Raw genomic sequence first — 18009 nt, 5'->3', positions numbered from 1 at the left:
TGAGGCATGAAAGTTATATCCGTTATGGATTACAACTTGATTTCAATTGCAACACCTGATGGCAATTCAAGCTTACGCAATGCGTCAACTGTCTTGTCAGTAGGGTTCACAATATCGATCAAACGCTTGTGCGTACGCATTTCAAATTGCTCACGGCTATCCTTATGCTTATGTGGTGAACGTAAAATCGTATATAATGTACGTTCAGTTGGTAGCGGAATAGGACCAGCAATTTCTGCGCCCGTACGCTTGGCCGTTTCAACAATCTTTTCTGCTGATTGGTCCAAGATACGGTGTTCGTATGCCTTCAAACGGATACGGATCTTCTTTTGTGCCATTATTTCATGCCTCCTCGTTGATTTTGTAAATCAGCTAACTTCGATTAAAAACCGACAACACTGCTTGTGTTTTGCGCGCCCATGGCAACGCGGCCGCGCGTGTCGCAACCTTAATCATCATCGCTAAACATTGATACACTAGGCTTTCGGTAGGGTTTTACTACTACTGTTCCAAAAGCGTACTTAAATATAATAACAGAAAAACCCTTGCCTTGCAAGGGTTTTGTTCTTTTAATTTAAAAATGTTTATTACCTTTTTTCTAATGAATTTCCACAACTAAATCTACTAACTTTATTTCATCGCTGTGTCATCTTAAACTCTAAGAATGCATCATTATACTTCTCTGTCCATTTTTGTCCTAAATCATCATATGTTTGTAAATTACGGACTGTTTTTTCATCTGGATAAAACTGTTTATCTTCCCGAACTGATTTTGGTAATAACGACAGTGCCTTCTTATTTGGTGTAGCATAACCAATATACTCTGCATTTTGAGCAGCATTTTTCGGTTCACTCATGAAATTCAAAAATGCATATGCTGCTGCTTTATGTTTAGCATTTTTTGGCATCACAATATTGTCAAACCATAAATTCGAGCCCTCACTAGGTACAACATAGTGCAAATGAGAGTTTTTATCCATTGCTTCTGCAGCTTCACCAGAGTAAGTTACGGCTATTGCAGCCTCATCCTGAGCCATATACATTTTAATCTCGTCAGCAATAATCGCTTTGACATTTGGCATCAAGGTTGTTAGTTTTCCTTGCGCTGCAGCTAAGTCAGCTACCGATTTGTTATTCACGGACTTCCCTTGTGTAATTAAGGTGATGCCCAAAACATCTCTTGCTGAGTCAATTAACATAATTTGATTTTTAAACTTTGATGACCAAAGATCGTCCCAATGTTGAATGTCTTTAGCTTTGACATATTTATCATTGTAGATAATGCCAAGTGTACCCCAGAAGTAGGGAACCGAGTATTTATTACCTCTATCGAACGATTGATTTAGAAAACGACTATCGTAATTCTTCAAACCAGTTAATTTACTATGATCAAGTGGTAATAGTAAATCATCTGCTTTCATTTTTTCAATCATATATTCTGAAGGCACTGCTAAATCGTAGGATGTACCACCTTGCTTAATTTTCATATACATCGCTTCATTTGAATCAAAAGTTTCATAACTAACTTTATAGCCAGTCTCTTTGGTGAATTTTTTTAATAAGGCGGGATCAATATAATCTCCCCAATTATATAAGTTCAAAACTTTGCCACTTTTGTCTCCTGTGCCTGTCTGTGCCGAAAAATAATGCTGCGCACTAATGAGTAAAGCAACAACAATTAATATCCCCACTACACTGGATAATAATTTTTTCATCTTACAATCCCTCCGTAGCCGGCATTACAAGGTTTGTTCCGTCGCGCTTTTTGCCTTTAGAAGATCTGTTGGAAATAAAATAATAAACCAATACTAATAGTAGTGAAACTAAAAACATCATTGCCGATAACGCATTGATTTCTAAACTAACTCCTTGGCGCGCACGAGAATATATTTCAACTGACAAAGTTGAAAAACCATTTCCTGTTACAAAGAAAGTCACTGCAAAGTCGTCTAGTGAGTAAGTAAACGCCATAAAAAATCCCGCTAATATCCCCGGTGAAATAACCGGTAATACTACCCTAGACAACATTTGCAAATTGTTGGCACCAAGATCCTTGGCTGCGGTGACTAAATAAGGATTCATTTCCTGTAAACGAGGTAATACCATCAAAACAACAATCGGTATACTAAAAGCAATATGCGAAAGTAGAACAGAAGTAAAACCGAGTGTAAAACCAACAACGGTAAATAAAATTAAAAATGAGGCGCCAATAATAACATCCGGAGAAACAAGTAGAATATTATTAAGTGATAAGAAAATATTTTTTGCCAATTGATGACGTTGATTATAGATATACAGGGCCCCTGCTGTACCAATTATACTAGCCAGTAGCGAAGATAATAGCGCAACTAGAAATGTGTTAACCACAATCTCTAAAATTCTTGTATCGACAAAGAGCTCGGCATAATGTTTCAATGAAAAGCCATCCCATCCTTGCATGACATCTCCTGCATTAAAGGAGTAAATAATCAAAAAGAAAATGGGTAAGTACAACAAAACAAATACAAACACTAAATACAAATTAGACCATCTAAATTTTTTATGCATGATTAGTCATACCTCACTTTCTTAGATTTTTACGTGCACGATCACGTGTCAGCAGCATTGTAGCAATCATTGCAACAATCAAAACTACGCCAATTGTTGAACCAATTTGCCAATTTTGCGTGACCAAGAAGTGCTCTTCAATTGCGGTTCCTAGGGTAATCACTCGATTACCTCCAATCAAGCGTGTAATCATAAATAATGACAAACTAGGAATAAACACTGCCTGAATACCGGCCTTAACACCCGGCATCGACAATGGGAAGATAACGTAGCGAAGCGTCTGCCACTTATTAGCACCTAGATCGTGACTGGCCTGAGAAAGCCTTGGATCAATCTCCGCTAACGAATTAAAAATGGGCAAAATCATAAAAGGAATTTCGATATAAGCCGCTACCAGTAAAAAGCTCCAGTCAGAAAATAAGAGTTGTTGTGGCGCAATGCCCCAAAGTGAAATGAAATTATTCACAGTCCCAGTCTTGGACAATAGTCCAATAAAGGCATACGTTTTTAACAGTAAATTAATCCATGTAGGCAATATGACTAACAATAGCCAGAACTGTTTTTGTTTCAGTTGATTCAATAAATAGGCTGTTGGGTAACTAATCACTAAAGTAATCACTGTTATCAAAAATGCGTACCATACTGAGTTGAAGGTCATTCGCAAATATGTCCCACTGCCAAAATAGGTCGCATAATTGCTAAATGTGAAATGTCCATTAGCAGTAGTAAATGACTGAAATAACATTAATATCAATGGCGCAATAACAAATAGTAATAACCAGATGCCATAAGGAACAATATAAAATATTTGACGTTGTTGTTTAGATTTCATCATCGTCCTCATAGCTCTCCAGACGCGCATCAAAATCGTCCTCAGACTCATTAAATCGCATAATGTGGATATCCTCAGGATCAAATGTCAAACCGACTCTAGCACCAATTATTGCCGAATTTGTTGCCTGAACTTGCCATTCATTACCATCATCATCTCTAGCCGTAATTTCATAGTAGTCTCCTCTAAATGACTGGTCTTCAATAGTAACGACTAATTTACCATTTTCAATGGACGTCAAATCTAAGTCCTCGGGTCGTAACACTACTTCAACTCTCTCGTTGGGGCGCATTCCTGCATCAACATTTTCAAAATCTTTACCCACAAAATGAACCACGTAATCTGCTTTCATGATGCCATCAACAATGTTGCTTTCACCAATAAAATCAGCAACAAAGTGATTGATTGGTTCATCATAAATATCTTCTGGTGAACCATTTTGCTGAATAACTCCATCATTCATAACAAATATCCAATCAGACATTGCTAATGCTTCTTCTTGGTCATGTGTCACGAAAACAAATGTAATCCCTAAGCGCTGTTGAATTTCTCGAAGTTCATATTGCATACTTTTACGTAACTTGTAGTCTAAAGCTGACAAAGGCTCATCGAGTAATAAAACCTCTGGGTCATTAGCCAAAGCACGCGCAATCGCAACGCGTTGCTGTTGCCCTCCTGATAACTCATCAATCTCGCGATCAACAAAATCACTTAACTTGACCAAATTAAGCATTTCTTTCACTTTATTCTTAATTTCCGTCTTATTCATTCCTTTTAGAGTCGGACCGAAAGCAACGTTATCAAAAACATTCATATTTGGAAATAATGCATAGTTTTGGAATACGGTATTCACTTTTCTCTTTTCCGCAGGTACATCATTAACACGTTGACCTTCAAAAGATATATCTCCTGAGTCAGCCGTTAGCTGTCCAGAAATTAGTTTCAAGATAGTTGATTTTCCTGAACCAGATGGTCCAAGTAAAGTATAAAATTTACCAGCTTCAATCTCTAAATCAACATTATTTAAAACATGTGTGTCTCCAAAAGACAAATCCACTTGATTAAAAGCAATAATTGGTACTTGTTTCTCACTCACTTGCTCACCCTCGAATCTTTTCAATAGAATACATTTTACACTAATTATAAAAACAAAAAAAGCGCGATGACTTGCGCTTTTTAATCCAAAATTTTATCTTGATTTTCCACAATTAATATTGCAATTGTCATCAGAATAAATAAGATAATTAACATAATAATTTGCGGAATCCAAGAATGAAACCAACCATATGCATAACCAAATAACAGTGGCCCAGTTGCAGCTAATAAATAGCCACCACTTTGTGCCATGCCAGACAGCCGTGCTGTTTGCTCTGCATTACTAGTTTTTAAACTAAGCGTTGTCATTAAGTATGGGAATAATGCTGATGTACCAACCCCGATTAATAAATTAACGATTAACCAATAGGTAAACGTTCCTTGCGGGAAAAGTAACAACATGTACCCTAAAGTACCCAATATTGAAAACGTCCCCACTAGCCACTGCCGTTGCCCACTATCAAGTCTGGCAACAATTGATGGAATAAACAAAGCAAATGGCAGACCAATCAATGAATTCAATCCAGCAAACAAACTGGCTGTAGAAGCCGACAAACCAGTCTGCACTGCCATCGTTGGTCCCCAGGCTAATAGAATGTAGAACATAATTGACTGTACACCACTAAAAAACAACAATAGCCAAGCATACTTATTTCGCCAAATACTGGGTTTCAAAACATTCTCAGATTTTGTTTTAACTGTTGTTTGGTTATTATGAACAAAATTTTGATTAGGTAACCAAACAAATAATGCGATTATTAGTAGAACCGTTAACAAAATTATAAATGTATGCCAACCAGTCACAGCAGTAATGGGTGCCGAAAGTGCTGCCCCTATAGCAGTCGCTAGCATCATACTAAATGTAAATATCGAAGTCATAAAACCAACTTTTTGCGGAAAATACGTTCGAATCACACTAGGTAATAAAACGTTCATATGTGCAATCGCAACTCCTATGCATGCAGTACCAATGTAGAGAAGAGGTGTATTTAAGATTCGAATGAACGAACCAATAATAAGCAATCCAAGCATGAGTGTGAAAGCACGTTCTAACCCCAACTTTTGTGCTACCTTTGGCGCAAAAACTGAAAAAATGGCGAACGCCAGTAAAGGTATCGTTGTTAAGATTCCTAGACTAGAAACCGGTACATGCAATGAACGCGCAATATTTCCCAATATCGGTGGAATAGACGTGAAGGGTAAGCGTAAAACCATTCCTACAACGATTATCCCGGGTACTAAAAATTTACTATGATTTTTATTATTTTTCAGCATTATACTTTTTCCTATTAAAACGGCGCCACTCAATATGAGTGACGCCGTTTATACTGAACCATCTGTCAGTTAAATATTTAAATATTAGAATTAATCTTCTTGACCGTGTGTCTTGATGATTTCTTCTTGAATGTTCTTAGGAACAGCTTCATAGTGGTCAAATACCATCTGGAATGTACCACGACCTTGCGTAGCTGAACGCAAAGTAGTTGCATAACCAAACATTTCTGACAAAGGAACCTTAGCCTTAACAGCCAATACAGGTCCACGTGATTCTTGACCTTCGATCATACCACGGCGAGCTGAGACGTGTCCCATAACATCACCAAGGTTATCTTCAGGTGCAACAATATCAACAGCCATGATAGGTTCAAGAATAACCGCACCAGCCGTCTTTGCTGCTTCCTTCAATGCCAATGATGCAGCAATCTTAAAGGCAGCTTCACTAGAATCGACATCGTGATATGAACCATCATACAACTTAGCCTTCAAGTCAACTAATGGGAATCCTGCCAAAGGACCAGCATTTAATGCATCCTTCAAACCAGCTTCAACTGAAGGGATGTATTCACGTGGCACAACACCACCAACAATAGCATCTTCGAATTCAAAGCCAGCACCTTCTTCGTTTGGTGCGAATTCAATATAAACATCACCATATTGACCTTTACCACCTGATTGACGCTTGAAGAATCCACGAGCTTGAACTGTCTTAGTGAACGCTTCACGATAAGCAACTTGAGGTGCACCAACTGTTGCTTCAACGTTAAACTCACGACGCATACGATCAACCATGATATCCAATTGCAATTCACCCATTCCAGCGATCAAAGTTTGACCAGTTTCTTGGTTTGTTGTTGCACGGAATGATGGATCTTCTTCAGCTAACTTTTGGATAGCATTTGATAGCTTGTCTTGGTCAGCCTTTGTCTTTGGCTCAATAGCCAATTCAATAACAGGTTCTGGGAATTCCATTGATTCAAGAATCAATTGATGATTAACATCTGTCAATGAATCGCCAGTTGTTGTGTTCTTCAAGCCAATCGCAGCAGCGATATCACCTGAGAATACTTCTTCGATTTCAGTACGTGAAGTAGCATGCATTTGTAGCAAACGACCAACACGTTCACGAGTGTCAGAAGATGTGTTTTGTACGTATGAACCAGACTTCAAAGTACCAGTATACACACGCATAAATGTCAAACGACCAACGAATGGATCAGTCATAATCTTAAATGCCAACGCAGCAAAAGGCTTGGTATCATCAGCAATCAAGTCAACTTCTTCATCTGTCTTTGGGTCGTTAGCGATATATGGCTTAACATCCAAAGGTCCTGGCAAATAATCAACAACCGCATCCAGCATCATTTGGACACCCTTATCCTTGTAGGCTGAACCTGCAAGAACTGGGTAGAATTGTAATGCCAAAGTAGCACGACGAATTGCAGCTTTTAATTCTTCGATTGAAATATCTTCACCTTCAAGATACTTTTCCATCAAATCATCATCAACATCAGCAACGGCTTCAATCAATGTATTGCGCTTTTCTTCTGCCAATTCCTTTAACTCTGCAGGAATTTCGCGTGGTGCCCACTTTTCTCCCAAATCATCTTCAGGATAATATGCTTCTTGTGTAATCAAGTCAATAACAGCTTCAAAGTCATCTTCGGCACCAATTGGCCATTGAATAGCTTCAGCATTAACTTGCAAACGCTCATGGATTGAATCCACTGACATTTGGAAATCAGCACCCATCTTATCCATCTTGTTAACGAATACGATACGTGGTACATCATATGTGGTTGCTTGACGCCAAACTGTTTCAGTTTGAGGTTCAACACCAGCAGCGCCATCCAAAACCGCTACAGCACCATCCAAAACACGCAATGCACGTTCAACTTCGATTGTGAAATCAACGTGTCCTGGTGTATCGATGATGTTAACACGATAAGGTGTCTTAGCGAATTGGTCAAAGAAACCGTGCCATACAGCCGTTGTAGCGGCTGATTGGATAGTAATTCCACGTTCCTTTTCTTGTTCCATGAAATCCATTTGTGAAGCACCGTCATGTGTTTCACCAATTTTGTGAATTTTACCTGTATAGTACAAGATACGTTCAGTAGTCGTTGTCTTACCCGCATCAATGTGGGCCATGATTCCGATATTACGTGTACGTTCTAGTGGGTATTCACGTTTTGCCATTGTGAGTTATCTCCTGGTTTAGTTCTATATGCAACAAAAAGCGACACATAGTTGTGTTCGCTTTTTGACAATGCTTGTGTGTGACAAACACCGTCTATGACAATTGTACACTATCTGCATACCAAGGGTAGTATTATCTACTAACCTTAGTAACAAATTTTTACCAACGGTAGTGCGCAAATGCACGGTTCGCTTCGGCCATCTTATGTGTGTCTTCACGCTTCTTAACAGATGCACCAGTATCGTTGGCTGCATCCATGATTTCTTTAGCTAAACGTTCATCCATTGTATGTTCGTTACGCAAACGTGAGTAGTTAACTAACCAGCGTAGTCCCAAAGTTGAACGACGATCTGGACGAACTTCGATTGGCACTTGGTAGTTAGAACCACCAACACGGCGTGCTTTAACTTCCAAAACTGGCATGATGTTTTCCATAGCTTGTTCAAAAACTTCTAATGGATCGTTACCAGTTGCTTCCTTGATACGATCAAAAGCATCGTACAAGATTGTTGAAGCTGTACCACGCTTACCATCAAGCATCAACTTGTTGATCAAACGTGAAACGAGCTTTGAGTTGTAAATTGGGTCAGGCAAAATTTCCTGACGCTTAGTATAACCTTTACGTGGCATTAGTCAGTCTCCTTCTTACTTCTTTGGTGCCTTTGTGCCATACTTTGAACGTGAAGTCATACGACCATCAACGCCCGCAGTATCCAAAGCTCCACGGATAATGTGGTAACGTACACCAGGCAAATCCTTAACACGGCCACCACGAATCAAAACAACAGAGTGTTCTTGCAAGTTGTGTCCAATACCTGGAATATATGCAGTTACTTCATATAAGTTTGAAAGACGCACACGGGCGTACTTACGCAAAGCTGAGTTAGGCTTCTTAGGTGTCATTGTTCCAACACGAGTAGCAACACCACGCTTTTGTGGTGCGGCATTGTTAGTTGCCTTCTTCTTCATTGAGTTGTAGCCAAAGTTCAAAGCAGGTGATTTTGACTTAGAAACCTTTGACTTACGTGGCTTACGAACCAGTTGGTTAATTGTAGGCATGCTACAGTCTCCTTTAAATTTTCATTAATTTCACAGTTCCAGGTGTATCATTTTTATATTTTTAAAAATCAAAACACTGAAAATCTGTTGACAATTGCCTTTACAGCGCCGTTCAGCACAGTGTGACGATGTCACAGAACAGATTACTCAAAAGCACGTTCAATATAATACCATTTTGAGCCGTGTTGTCAATAGGTTTTAACAACTTTCCTTGTTAAATGAAAAAATGAGTTCTGCAACGTATGATAAGTTATGGAAAATATATTTATCTTTTTGTTCAATAGCATTATCGTCTCATCTACTATATGTACTGCGGATCGGTTGTCCAACAGTGTCTCTTTGAAAATACAACGCTCTTTTTGTTTCTATTGCGGCCATAATTTGGCTTGGTTTGATACTATACCCGTTGTTTCGGCATGTATTCTACGCAATAAGTGTCGCTATTGCCATACTTCTTTTGGTCGCTATTATGCTATTTTCGAATTGTTTTACATACTAATTGGCACATTCTTATGGGGTACACCTGTAACTTGGATTACAGGTGTCTTCTTATTATTTTTATCGTTAGAAGACTGTTCGAAACAAAGCATACACGCGAATATTTTATTCCCTTGGATAGGCTATCTACTTGTACTTCATCATGATGCCGAACATCTATGTTTAACAGTTCTCATTTTAATTCTATCTATAATTCTCGTAAAACATCGGCACACATTAGGCAGTGGTGATATACCGGTACTCTTAAGTTTAATACTATCAACCACGCCTGTTATTTTTTCCTGTACTTTACTCATCGGTTGTTGTCTGGCTTTATTCTATCTATTATACTCACAACAAAAAAGATTACCCTTTGTACCGTTTTTAAGCGGTGGTTGGGTAATCACTAATCTTTACATATTATTTTTACTTTGAAAACTTATGCTTTTGTCGTATCTTTTTTTAATGGCTTTGTACTAATTCTGATTTCACCATTTTTGGCACCAATTGTTACCGCGTCATCAGTTGTGATATTACCTCGAAGTAATTCTTCACTTAATGCATCTTCAATTTTAGTTTGGAGTGCACGTCTAATTGGACGCGCACCATATTCGGGATCAAATCCCGCTGAAGCTACTACGTCAATTGCTGCTGGCGTTATCTTAACACTGATACCTTGCTCAGCGACACGTTGTAGAACTGAACGACTCATTAGCTTTACAATTTCATGCAATTCAGGCTTCGTCAAACTTTCAAACACGATAGCTTCATCTAGTCGGTTAATAAATTCTGGTCGGAAAGTTTCTTTTAAGGTTTCACGTATTTTTGCAGCTACTGCTTCGTGATCGTCCTTCAAATCAACCGCACCAAACCCTACCGATTTTTCATCACGTAATCGTGTTGCACCAAGATTAGAAGTCATAATGATGATTGTGTTTTTGAAATCAACCTTTCGTCCTTTTGAATCTGTTAAATAACCATCGTCAAACACCTGTAACATTAAATTAAAGATGTCTTGATGTGCTTTTTCTGCTTCATCCAATAAGACAACAGAATACGGATGATTACGAACCTGCTCTGTTAATTGGCCACCTTCGTCGTAACCAACATATCCAGGTGCCGAACCAATCAAACGACTAGATGACCAACGTTCCTGGTACTCTGACATGTCGATTCGAATCAAGTTATCTTCGCTGCCAAATATTGCTTCAGCCAACGCTTTAGCTAGTTCAGTTTTTCCAACACCAGTTGGTCCCAAAAACATAAATGTACCAATCGGGCGACTAGGGTCTTTTAATCCAGAACGAGCACGACGAATTGCTCTAGCCACTGCGGATATAGCTGTCTTTTGTCCAATAACACGGCGGCCTAAAACTGACTCCAAATTGACCAATCGTTGTTGCTCATTCTTTTCCATTTGCGTAACAGGGACACCAGTTTGTTGTGAAATGACCTCAGCAATATCTTCTTCTGTAACATGAAGCGAATATCGTTCAGCATTTTCTTTTTGAGTATCTTTTGCTTCTGACTTTGCCAGTTTCTGCTTTAATTTCATTTCTTCAGTGCGCAACTGGGCTGCCTTTTCAAAATTCAATGACGTAATAGCAGTTTCTTTTTCCGCTTGAACTTCTGCAAAACGAAGCTTGGCTTTCGATATTGGTGTCGCTTTCCCAGTGGCATCAATACGTACTTTTGCTCCAGCTTCATCCATCAAATCAATGGCTTTATCAGGCAAAAATCTATCCGAAATATAGCGAGCCGAAAGTTTCACAGCCGCTTCAATAGCTGCATCATCAATTTGAACTTGATGATGTTGCTCAAAATGAGAACGAATTCCTTTCAAAATAGCAATAGCATCATCTTGAGTTGGTTCATCAACTGTTACTGATGCAAAGCGGCGTTCCAAAGCTGCATCGGATTCGACATATTTTTGATACTCATCAAATGTTGTAGCACCCAACGTTTGCAATTCACCACGTGCTAATGCTGGCTTTAAAATATTCGATGCATCAATAGCGCCCTCAGCGCCACCTGCACCAATCAATGTATGCAACTCATCGATAAATAGAATAACTTCACCATCATTGTAAATTTCTTCAATGATTTTTTTTAATCGGTCTTCAAATTCTCCACGGTATTTTGTTCCTGCAACCAGTGATCCCATGTCCAATGCCATCAACCGTTTCTTGGCTAAATTTTCAGGCACTTCACCATCTACGATTTTTTGTGCCAATCCTTCAGCAATGGCAGTTTTTCCAACGCCAGGTTCTCCAATCAATACAGGATTATTCTTTGTTCGTCTGGATAGTATTTGTATAACGCGACGGACCTCTTTTGGGCGACCAATTACTGGATCAATTTTGTTGTCTCGCGCCATTTGAGTCAAATCACGTGCCAATCCATCTAAAGTAGGTGTTCCTGCTGATGCTTGCTGCTTCTCCTGTTGCTTCATTTGCTTTCGCACATCAGTAATGCCTAATTTCCGAAGAATTGCACGGCGCATATCTTGTAAATTAACGTCTAATGCTAGTAAAATTCGTGAAGATAGTATGCTTTCATCCTGTAATAAAGCTAACAAAATGTGCTCTGTTCCAACTTTTGATTGTGCTAGAGCACGCAATTCTCCATTCGCTTGATGTAAAATATCTGCCGCTTTTGGTGAATAAGGTAAATAGATGTTTTTATCATAACGACTAGTAATACCATATCCTGTAAAGTGTTCAATTTCCTCACGAATATCATCGTCCATAACATTAAATTGACCTAATATCTTGCTAGCGATGCCTTCTTTTTCTATTGCTAGGGCGAGTAAAAGATGCTCTGTTCCCACAGCTTGGTGCTTAAAATACTTTGCTTGTTCCTGTGCCAAAACCAATACATTCTGCGCACTTGGTGTATAATTATTATCCATGTTTGCCTCCTTAAAATTAGGCTGCCTACGTCTTATATTGACTTATATTATAACCTATTAAACATTTATTAGGAAATTTTTTTGTTTAGTCTATTTATACTTATAAAATTTAAAAAGTCGAAACAGTAATGTTTCGACTAATTATTAATTAGGATTTTTAAGCGATAACTGCCACTGCAAGTACGCATTGATAAAAGGATCTAAATCGCCATCCAGCACTGCTTGTGGTTGGTTAGTTTCATAATTTGTTCGATGATCCTTAACCATTTGATAGGGATGCAAAACGTAAGAGCGAATCTGTGATCCCCAACCATTTTCCATTTTTTCACCGGTCAGCGCCGCACGCTCAGCTTCTTTTTTCTCTAATTCCAACTGGTATAACTTACTTTTTAACAAACGCATGGCATAATCACGGTTACCATACTGAGTACGCTCTACAGTTGATGAAACAACAATCCCTGTCGGTTCATGCGTTAAACGAACACCTGTTGAAACTTTGTTGACATTTTGTCCACCGGCGCCACCAGAACGGAACACATCCATTTTAACATCATCATCACGTACCTCAACCTCAATTGAATCATCTAGCTCAGGCATTACATCAACTGATACGAAACTCGTATGACGTCGACCAGCGCTATCAAAAGGAGAAATTCTTACGAAACGGTGCACTCCTTTTTCACTTCGTAAAAAGCCATAGGCATTATGTCCAGTTACTTTAATCGTTGCACTATCAATACCCGCTTCATCGCCTGCATGATAATCTAAAGTTTCAATTTGAAAATCATGTTGTTGTGCCCAACGCGTGTACATACGATATAGGTTAGCTCCCCAGTCTGTCGACTCAGTACCGCCAGATCCTGGATGAATTTCCAAAATGGCATTATTTGCATCATACGGCTCAGTTAATAGTTGCTCTAAATTATAAGCATCAATATCTTTTTGCGCCTTGGCAACCCCTGCTTCAAGTTCACCTAGCGTATCCTCATCCTCAGGATCTTCCACAGCCATTTCTATTAATAGTTCTAATTCTTCAACTTGATTTGTTAAATTCAAAAATGAATCACGACGATTTTTTAAAACATTATTTTCTTCAATAACCTTTTGCGCTTTTTCATTGTCGCTCCAAAAATCAGGTTCCGTCATACGATTTTCATAATCAGCAATTTCTTCCGTAAGTGCTTCCATATCGAGCGTTCCGCGAAAACGTTCGATATTCTCCTGCATATCACTAACGGCATGCTTGGCATCGATAATTTCCATATTAATTCCTTTCAAAATAAAAACGAACAAAGTTCGCTTTTATTTGTATATTAAGAACGTAAATTCTGACGAATTTCAGCTTTCATAAATGTACGTGTTGTGTCATATTCAACATCTGCAATCATCTTTTGAAAGTTCGCAAATGCTTCGCTTTGATATTCGATGAGTGGATTTAATTGTCCATATCCACGTAAACCAACACCTTGACGTAAACGATCAAGAGAATCTATATGATCTGTCCAATGTTGATCAACAGCCCTCAAAATAACAACTTTCTCGAACTCCAACATTTGTTCTGGGTCATAAAGCTGGCTTTGCTTTTCTTTATAATTCAACTTCGCTAACTCTAATAATTTTGCTTTGATTTCATCACGAGTCAATCCCTGCAGTTGTTGCACTGTAACGGCATCATCATGTGCTAAGGCATTGCCAACAAAAGCAACGATTTGCGGCAGATTCCATTCAGAAGACTTTTTCTCTTTCGTTTGAGCATCTACGACACGGTTAATAGTACGTTCAACCATTGGCATCAAAACCCACTCCAATGACTCTGATTCATCAATAACAATATCACGTTCATGATAAATCAATTCACGTTGTTCACGTACAACATCATCGTACTGCAAAACATTTTTACGTGTATCATAGTTATTTCCTTCAACACGCTTTTGGGCTGATTCGACAGAACGAGTAATAAACCGATTGGTAATCACTGTGTCTTCATCCAAATTCATTCTCTGCATCATCAGGCGGACACGTTCAGCACCAAAACGAATCATCAAATCATCTTCCAATGAAAGAAAGAACTGTGAAAAGCCTTCATCTCCCTGACGTCCTGCACGACCACGTAACTGATTATCAATACGCCGTGATTCATGACGTTCTGTGGCAATAACAACTAACCCACCGAGTTCTGCGACACCGGGTCCAAGCTTGATATCTGTTCCACGGCCTGCCATATTTGTAGCTACTGTTATTGCACCACGTTGTCCAGCATTGGCAATGATTTCAGCTTCTTTAGCGTTATTTTTAGCATTTAAAACATTATGAGGCAAATTTTTTGTCATCAAAATTTTTGATAACAATTCTGAATCTTCAACAGATCCCGTACCAATTAGGATGGGTTGTCCCTTTTCATGCAATTCAACAATCAATTTTACAACCGCATTATACTTGGCACGAATAGACGTATAAAGTAAATCAGGCTTATCCACACGTCTAACAGGACGGTTCGTAGGAATACTGATTACTTCCATATTGTAAATTTCGCGTAATTCTTCTTCCTCAGTTTTAGCGGTTCCAGTCATACCTGAAAGTTTCTTATACATACGGAACAAATTTTGATAAGTAATTTGCGCCATTGATTTATTCTCTTCTTGAATCTCGACGTTTTCTTTAGCTTCAATAGCTTGGTGCAAGCCATCTGATAAACGTGTTCCTTCAGAAATACGGCCCGTTGACTGATCAATCAACTTAACCTCGCCATCTTGAACAACATAATCCTTATCTTTAATGTAATTAAAATTAGCACGCAAGGCTTGGTCAATATGATGCGTTAAGGCTGTATCATCCGCATCATATAAGTTATCCAAGTTAAAGAATATCTCGCTTTTGTGAATTCCTTCAGGTGTTAACAAAGTCGCCTTGGCTTCTTCATCAACCTTGAAGTCCTCATCACGTTGCAAAGTTTTCACGAAACGGTCAGCGCGAGCATAGAGTTGGGAGATTCCTGAACCTGGTCCAGAAATAATCAAAGGTGTACGAGCCGTATCAATCAAAATTGAATCTGCTTCATCGATAAGTGCAAAGTTCAATCCTCGTTGCATAACACGCTCGTCAGCACGTCGTACCATGTTGTCACGTAGATAATCAAACCCGATGTTAAAGTTGGTAGAATAAGTGATATCAGCGTTGTAAGCAGCACGCTTTTCTTCTGCTGGCGCATCACCAACATTAACACCTACTGTTAATCCAAGCCAATTATATAATTGACCCATTTGCTCCGCGTCTCGAGCGGATAAATAATCGTTTACTGTAACAACATGCACACCGCGACCTGATAATGCATTTAAATAGACAGCCATTGTTGCAGTCAGGGTTTTACCTTCACCTGTACGCATTTCAGCTAAGTTTCCACCGTGTAATACGATGGATCCCATGATTTGAACATGGAAAGGATACAAACCAAGAACTCGTTTAGCTCCCTCCCGTGCCACAGCAAAAGCTTCTGGTAACAGCTCGTCTAAAACTTTTGCCAAAGCCTTATTTTGCTTATCCTTGTCCTCAATACCATCAATTGCATCAGCAATTTTTGACTTGAATTCTCCAGTTTTAGCCTGTAACTCACTATCTGACATGCTAGCCATAGTGTCTGCATAACTTTCGACTTGATCGGCAATTTTATTTAATTTCTTTAGTTGTTGCTTTGAATTATCAACTAATTTACGTATTGGATTGGCCATTACTTTTAACGTGCGAGTAGTAAGTTCGCTCGTTTCTCCTCTAAAATCTATTTTTGTATATTACTGCAAAATATGTGTATTATATGACTAATTATACCAAAAAAAGAGTCCAAAATATAGACCCCTCCTTTGAATTAATGGTGTGGTGTTGGTTCAAGCTTCTCTTGTCCGCCTAAATAAGGTCGCAAAACTTCTGGAATAGTTACTGAACCATCCTCATTTTGATAGTTTTCTAAAATAGCCGCTACTGTTCGCCCTACTGCTAGGCCAGAACCATTTAATGTATGCACAAGCTGTAACTTATTATCTGCATCGCGATAGGTAATGTGCATTCGACGCGCTTGGAAATCTTCAGTGTTTGATACTGAAGAAATTTCTCGATAAACGTTCTGCTGTGGCATCCAGACCTCAATATCATATGTTTTTGCTGCTGAGAATCCCATGTCGCCTGTTGACAATACAATCACATGATAAGGCAAATTCAGTTTTTGTAAAATGTTTTCTGCATCTAGTGTCATCTTTTCTAATTCTTCGTAAGAATCTTCTGGTTTGGTAAATTTAACCATCTCAACCTTATTAAATTGATGCAAACGGATTAATCCACGCGTATCTTTACCTGCCGATCCCGCTTCTTTACGGAAAGAAGGTGACAGCGCAGTGAACTTGATTGGTAAGTCCTCGCTTGGCAATTCTTCTCCTGAATAATAGTTAGTCAAAGGGACTTCCGCAGTTGGAATATATGTTTGATTCAATCCTTCTACACGATAGGCATCATCTTGAAACTTTGGATATTGTCCTGTTCCAAACATTGCTGAATCATTCACCACAATCGGCGTGATCATTTCAGTGTAACCTTCTTGCCTATGCTCATCTAACATAAAGTTATAGACAGCACGTTCAAGCCTTGCCCCATCACCAACGTAGTATAAGAAACGGGCACCAGAAACTTTTGCGCCTCTCTCAAAGTCAAGTATCCCCAGATTCTCTCCAATTTCATAATGAGCTTTAACCCACGATGCTTCTTCTAAGGCATGCGGACGTGATCCGTATTCCTCTGGGGCCCACTTTCGTTGTTCTACGTTAGCAGATTCGTCTGGGCCAACTGGTACATCACTAGCAGCCATATTTGGCAAATGAGCAGCAATTTCTCGAACCTGTTCATCCAGCAATGTCTGCTCATTATCAAGACTCTTAATATCTGCCCCAACTTGCTTCATTTGCAAAATTGCTTCACTAGCATCTTCTTTTTGACGCTTAGCAAAAGCAATTTTGTCTGATACTTCATTACGTTGTGCCTTAAGAGACTCAACTTTTTGGATCAAATCCCTTCGCTTTTGGTCAAGCTCCAATAACTCGTCAATTGTTTCTGGGTTAACACCGCGATTTTCTAAACGTTGCTTGACTTCTGAGCTGTTTTTACGCATATAACGCATATCTAACATTTGATATATCCTCTTTTTCATAAAATAAAAAACGCGTTCTTCTCTTGTCGCTAAACAAGGGACGAAAAACGCATTTCCGTGGTACCACCCAATTTTTATGATTATAAATAAACCATAACACTTCATTATCGATAACGGTGATTCCGAGCAGCATTACCCGCTAAAATGTTTGTTACTGGAGTTTCACGCGTACCATTTTTCATCAACCAATGATTTTCTAAAATGCGTTACTTATGGTAACTGATGTTCTCATTTTAACCCATTATCTATCAAAAGGCAACAAAAAAGGAGAAGAACACCTCTCCTACTTCTTGATGGGCCATCCAGGACTCGAACCTGGGACCTCTGCGTTATCAACACAGCGCTCTAACCAACTGAGCTAATGGCCCTTATTTTCCTTGCCTACTCATACCATCCATAGACAAAAGCGAATGACGGGAATC

14 protein-coding genes and 2 tRNA genes (1 of these 16 only partly in view) are annotated in these 18009 nt (G+C 38.9%); 1 reads left to right on the top strand and 15 read right to left on the bottom strand.

The window, feature by feature from the left end:
• Positions 1-29 precede the first annotated feature (29 nt).
• From rpsJ to rpsL, 9 genes are all read right to left on the bottom strand, one after another.
• A complete protein-coding gene (gene rpsJ / locus A6B45_RS00895) occupies positions 30-338 on the bottom strand; it encodes a 30S ribosomal protein S10 (RefSeq protein WP_002816040.1) in 309 nt (102 codons plus the stop codon).
• Positions 339-635: 297 nt separating this feature from the next.
• Positions 636-1715 (bottom strand): ABC transporter substrate-binding protein, encoded by a 1080-nt coding sequence (locus A6B45_RS00890; protein WP_072612945.1) that lies wholly within the window; start codon positions 1713-1715, stop codon positions 636-638.
• Between the two features lies 1 nt (position 1716).
• Positions 1717-2547 (bottom strand): ABC transporter permease, encoded by an 831-nt coding sequence (locus tag A6B45_RS00885; protein ID WP_072612944.1) that lies wholly within the window; start codon positions 2545-2547, stop codon positions 1717-1719.
• Between the two features lie 13 nt (positions 2548-2560).
• Positions 2561-3382 carry an ABC transporter permease gene (locus A6B45_RS00880; protein ID WP_072612943.1) on the bottom strand — a complete coding sequence of 274 codons (822 nt, stop codon included), beginning with the start codon at positions 3380-3382 and terminating at the stop codon, positions 2561-2563.
• Positions 3369-4475 (bottom strand): ABC transporter ATP-binding protein, encoded by a 1107-nt coding sequence (locus A6B45_RS10675; protein WP_173674453.1) that lies wholly within the window; start codon positions 4473-4475, stop codon positions 3369-3371. Before A6B45_RS10675 ends, A6B45_RS00880 begins: the two co-directional genes overlap by 14 nt.
• Before the next feature lie 80 nt (positions 4476-4555).
• Positions 4556-5749 (bottom strand): CynX/NimT family MFS transporter, encoded by a 1194-nt coding sequence (locus tag A6B45_RS00870; RefSeq protein ID WP_072612941.1) that lies wholly within the window; start codon positions 5747-5749, stop codon positions 4556-4558.
• 90 nt (positions 5750-5839) lie between these two features.
• On the bottom strand, positions 5840-7951 hold the full coding sequence (gene fusA, locus A6B45_RS00865; RefSeq protein ID WP_072612940.1) for an elongation factor G: 2112 nt from the start codon (positions 7949-7951) through the stop codon (positions 5840-5842).
• A 160-nt stretch (positions 7952-8111) separates the two neighbouring features.
• Positions 8112-8582 (bottom strand): 30S ribosomal protein S7, encoded by a 471-nt coding sequence (gene rpsG / locus A6B45_RS00860; protein ID WP_011679126.1) that lies wholly within the window; start codon positions 8580-8582, stop codon positions 8112-8114.
• A 15-nt stretch (positions 8583-8597) separates the two neighbouring features.
• Entirely contained in the window at positions 8598-9011 is a 414-nt protein-coding gene (gene rpsL, locus A6B45_RS00855; RefSeq protein ID WP_004911305.1) for a 30S ribosomal protein S12, read from the bottom strand.
• 252 nt (positions 9012-9263) lie between these two features.
• Between rpsL and A6B45_RS00850 the strand changes: the two genes are divergently transcribed.
• Positions 9264-9923 (top strand): prepilin peptidase, encoded by a 660-nt coding sequence (locus tag A6B45_RS00850; RefSeq protein WP_072612939.1) that lies wholly within the window; start codon positions 9264-9266, stop codon positions 9921-9923.
• 4 nt (positions 9924-9927) lie between these two features.
• Here the strand turns inward: A6B45_RS00850 and A6B45_RS00845 are convergent, their stop codons facing one another.
• The 6 genes from A6B45_RS00845 to A6B45_RS00820 form a co-directional block, all read right to left on the bottom strand.
• A complete protein-coding gene (locus tag A6B45_RS00845; RefSeq protein ID WP_072612938.1) occupies positions 9928-12399 on the bottom strand; it encodes an ATP-dependent Clp protease ATP-binding subunit in 2472 nt (823 codons plus the stop codon).
• 144 nt (positions 12400-12543) lie between these two features.
• Positions 12544-13662, bottom strand: a complete 1119-nt coding sequence (gene prfB / locus A6B45_RS00840) for a peptide chain release factor 2 (RefSeq protein ID WP_072612937.1) — start codon at positions 13660-13662, stop codon at positions 12544-12546.
• Between the two features lie 50 nt (positions 13663-13712).
• Entirely contained in the window at positions 13713-16124 is a 2412-nt protein-coding gene (gene secA / locus A6B45_RS00835; RefSeq protein ID WP_072612936.1) for a preprotein translocase subunit SecA, read from the bottom strand.
• 134 nt (positions 16125-16258) lie between these two features.
• Positions 16259-17566, bottom strand: coding sequence for a serine--tRNA ligase (gene serS, locus A6B45_RS00830; RefSeq protein WP_072612935.1), 1308 nt, complete (start codon positions 17564-17566; stop codon positions 16259-16261).
• Positions 17567-17881: 315 nt separating this feature from the next.
• Positions 17882-17955, bottom strand: a tRNA-Ile gene (locus tag A6B45_RS00825).
• Between the two features lie 37 nt (positions 17956-17992).
• A tRNA-Gly gene (locus tag A6B45_RS00820) sits at positions 17993-18009 on the bottom strand; it runs 54 nt beyond the window's last position.

It is taken from the genome of Leuconostoc suionicum (assembly GCF_001891125.1).
GTDB lineage: Bacteria > Bacillota > Bacilli > Lactobacillales > Lactobacillaceae > Leuconostoc > Leuconostoc suionicum.
Note: the sequence above shows the minus strand (reverse complement) of the source record. Positions and strands in the feature narration are given on the sequence as shown.

Coding starts and splice junctions, on each gene's coding strand:
- A6B45_RS00890 (WP_072612945.1), bottom strand. CDS start 1,715: ATGAAAAAATTATTATCCAGTGTAGTGGGGATATTAATTGTTGTTGCT.
- A6B45_RS00850 (WP_072612939.1), top strand. CDS start 9,264: ATGGAAAATATATTTATCTTTTTGTTCAATAGCATTATCGTCTCATCT.
- rpsJ (WP_002816040.1), bottom strand. CDS start 338: ATGGCACAAAAGAAGATCCGTATCCGTTTGAAGGCATACGAACACCGT.
- A6B45_RS00870 (WP_072612941.1), bottom strand. CDS start 5,749: ATGCTGAAAAATAATAAAAATCATAGTAAATTTTTAGTACCCGGGATA.
- A6B45_RS00880 (WP_072612943.1), bottom strand. CDS start 3,382: ATGATGAAATCTAAACAACAACGTCAAATATTTTATATTGTTCCTTAT.
- rpsG (WP_011679126.1), bottom strand. CDS start 8,582: ATGCCACGTAAAGGTTATACTAAGCGTCAGGAAATTTTGCCTGACCCA.
- serS (WP_072612935.1), bottom strand. CDS start 17,566: ATGTTAGATATGCGTTATATGCGTAAAAACAGCTCAGAAGTCAAGCAA.
- rpsL (WP_004911305.1), bottom strand. CDS start 9,011: ATGCCTACAATTAACCAACTGGTTCGTAAGCCACGTAAGTCAAAGGTT.
- fusA (WP_072612940.1), bottom strand. CDS start 7,951: ATGGCAAAACGTGAATACCCACTAGAACGTACACGTAATATCGGAATC.
- prfB (WP_072612937.1), bottom strand. CDS start 13,662: ATGGAAATTATCGATGCCAAGCATGCCGTTAGTGATATGCAGGAGAAT.
- A6B45_RS00845 (WP_072612938.1), bottom strand. CDS start 12,399: ATGGATAATAATTATACACCAAGTGCGCAGAATGTATTGGTTTTGGCA.
- A6B45_RS00885 (WP_072612944.1), bottom strand. CDS start 2,547: ATGCATAAAAAATTTAGATGGTCTAATTTGTATTTAGTGTTTGTATTT.
- secA (WP_072612936.1), bottom strand. CDS start 16,124: ATGGCCAATCCAATACGTAAATTAGTTGATAATTCAAAGCAACAACTA.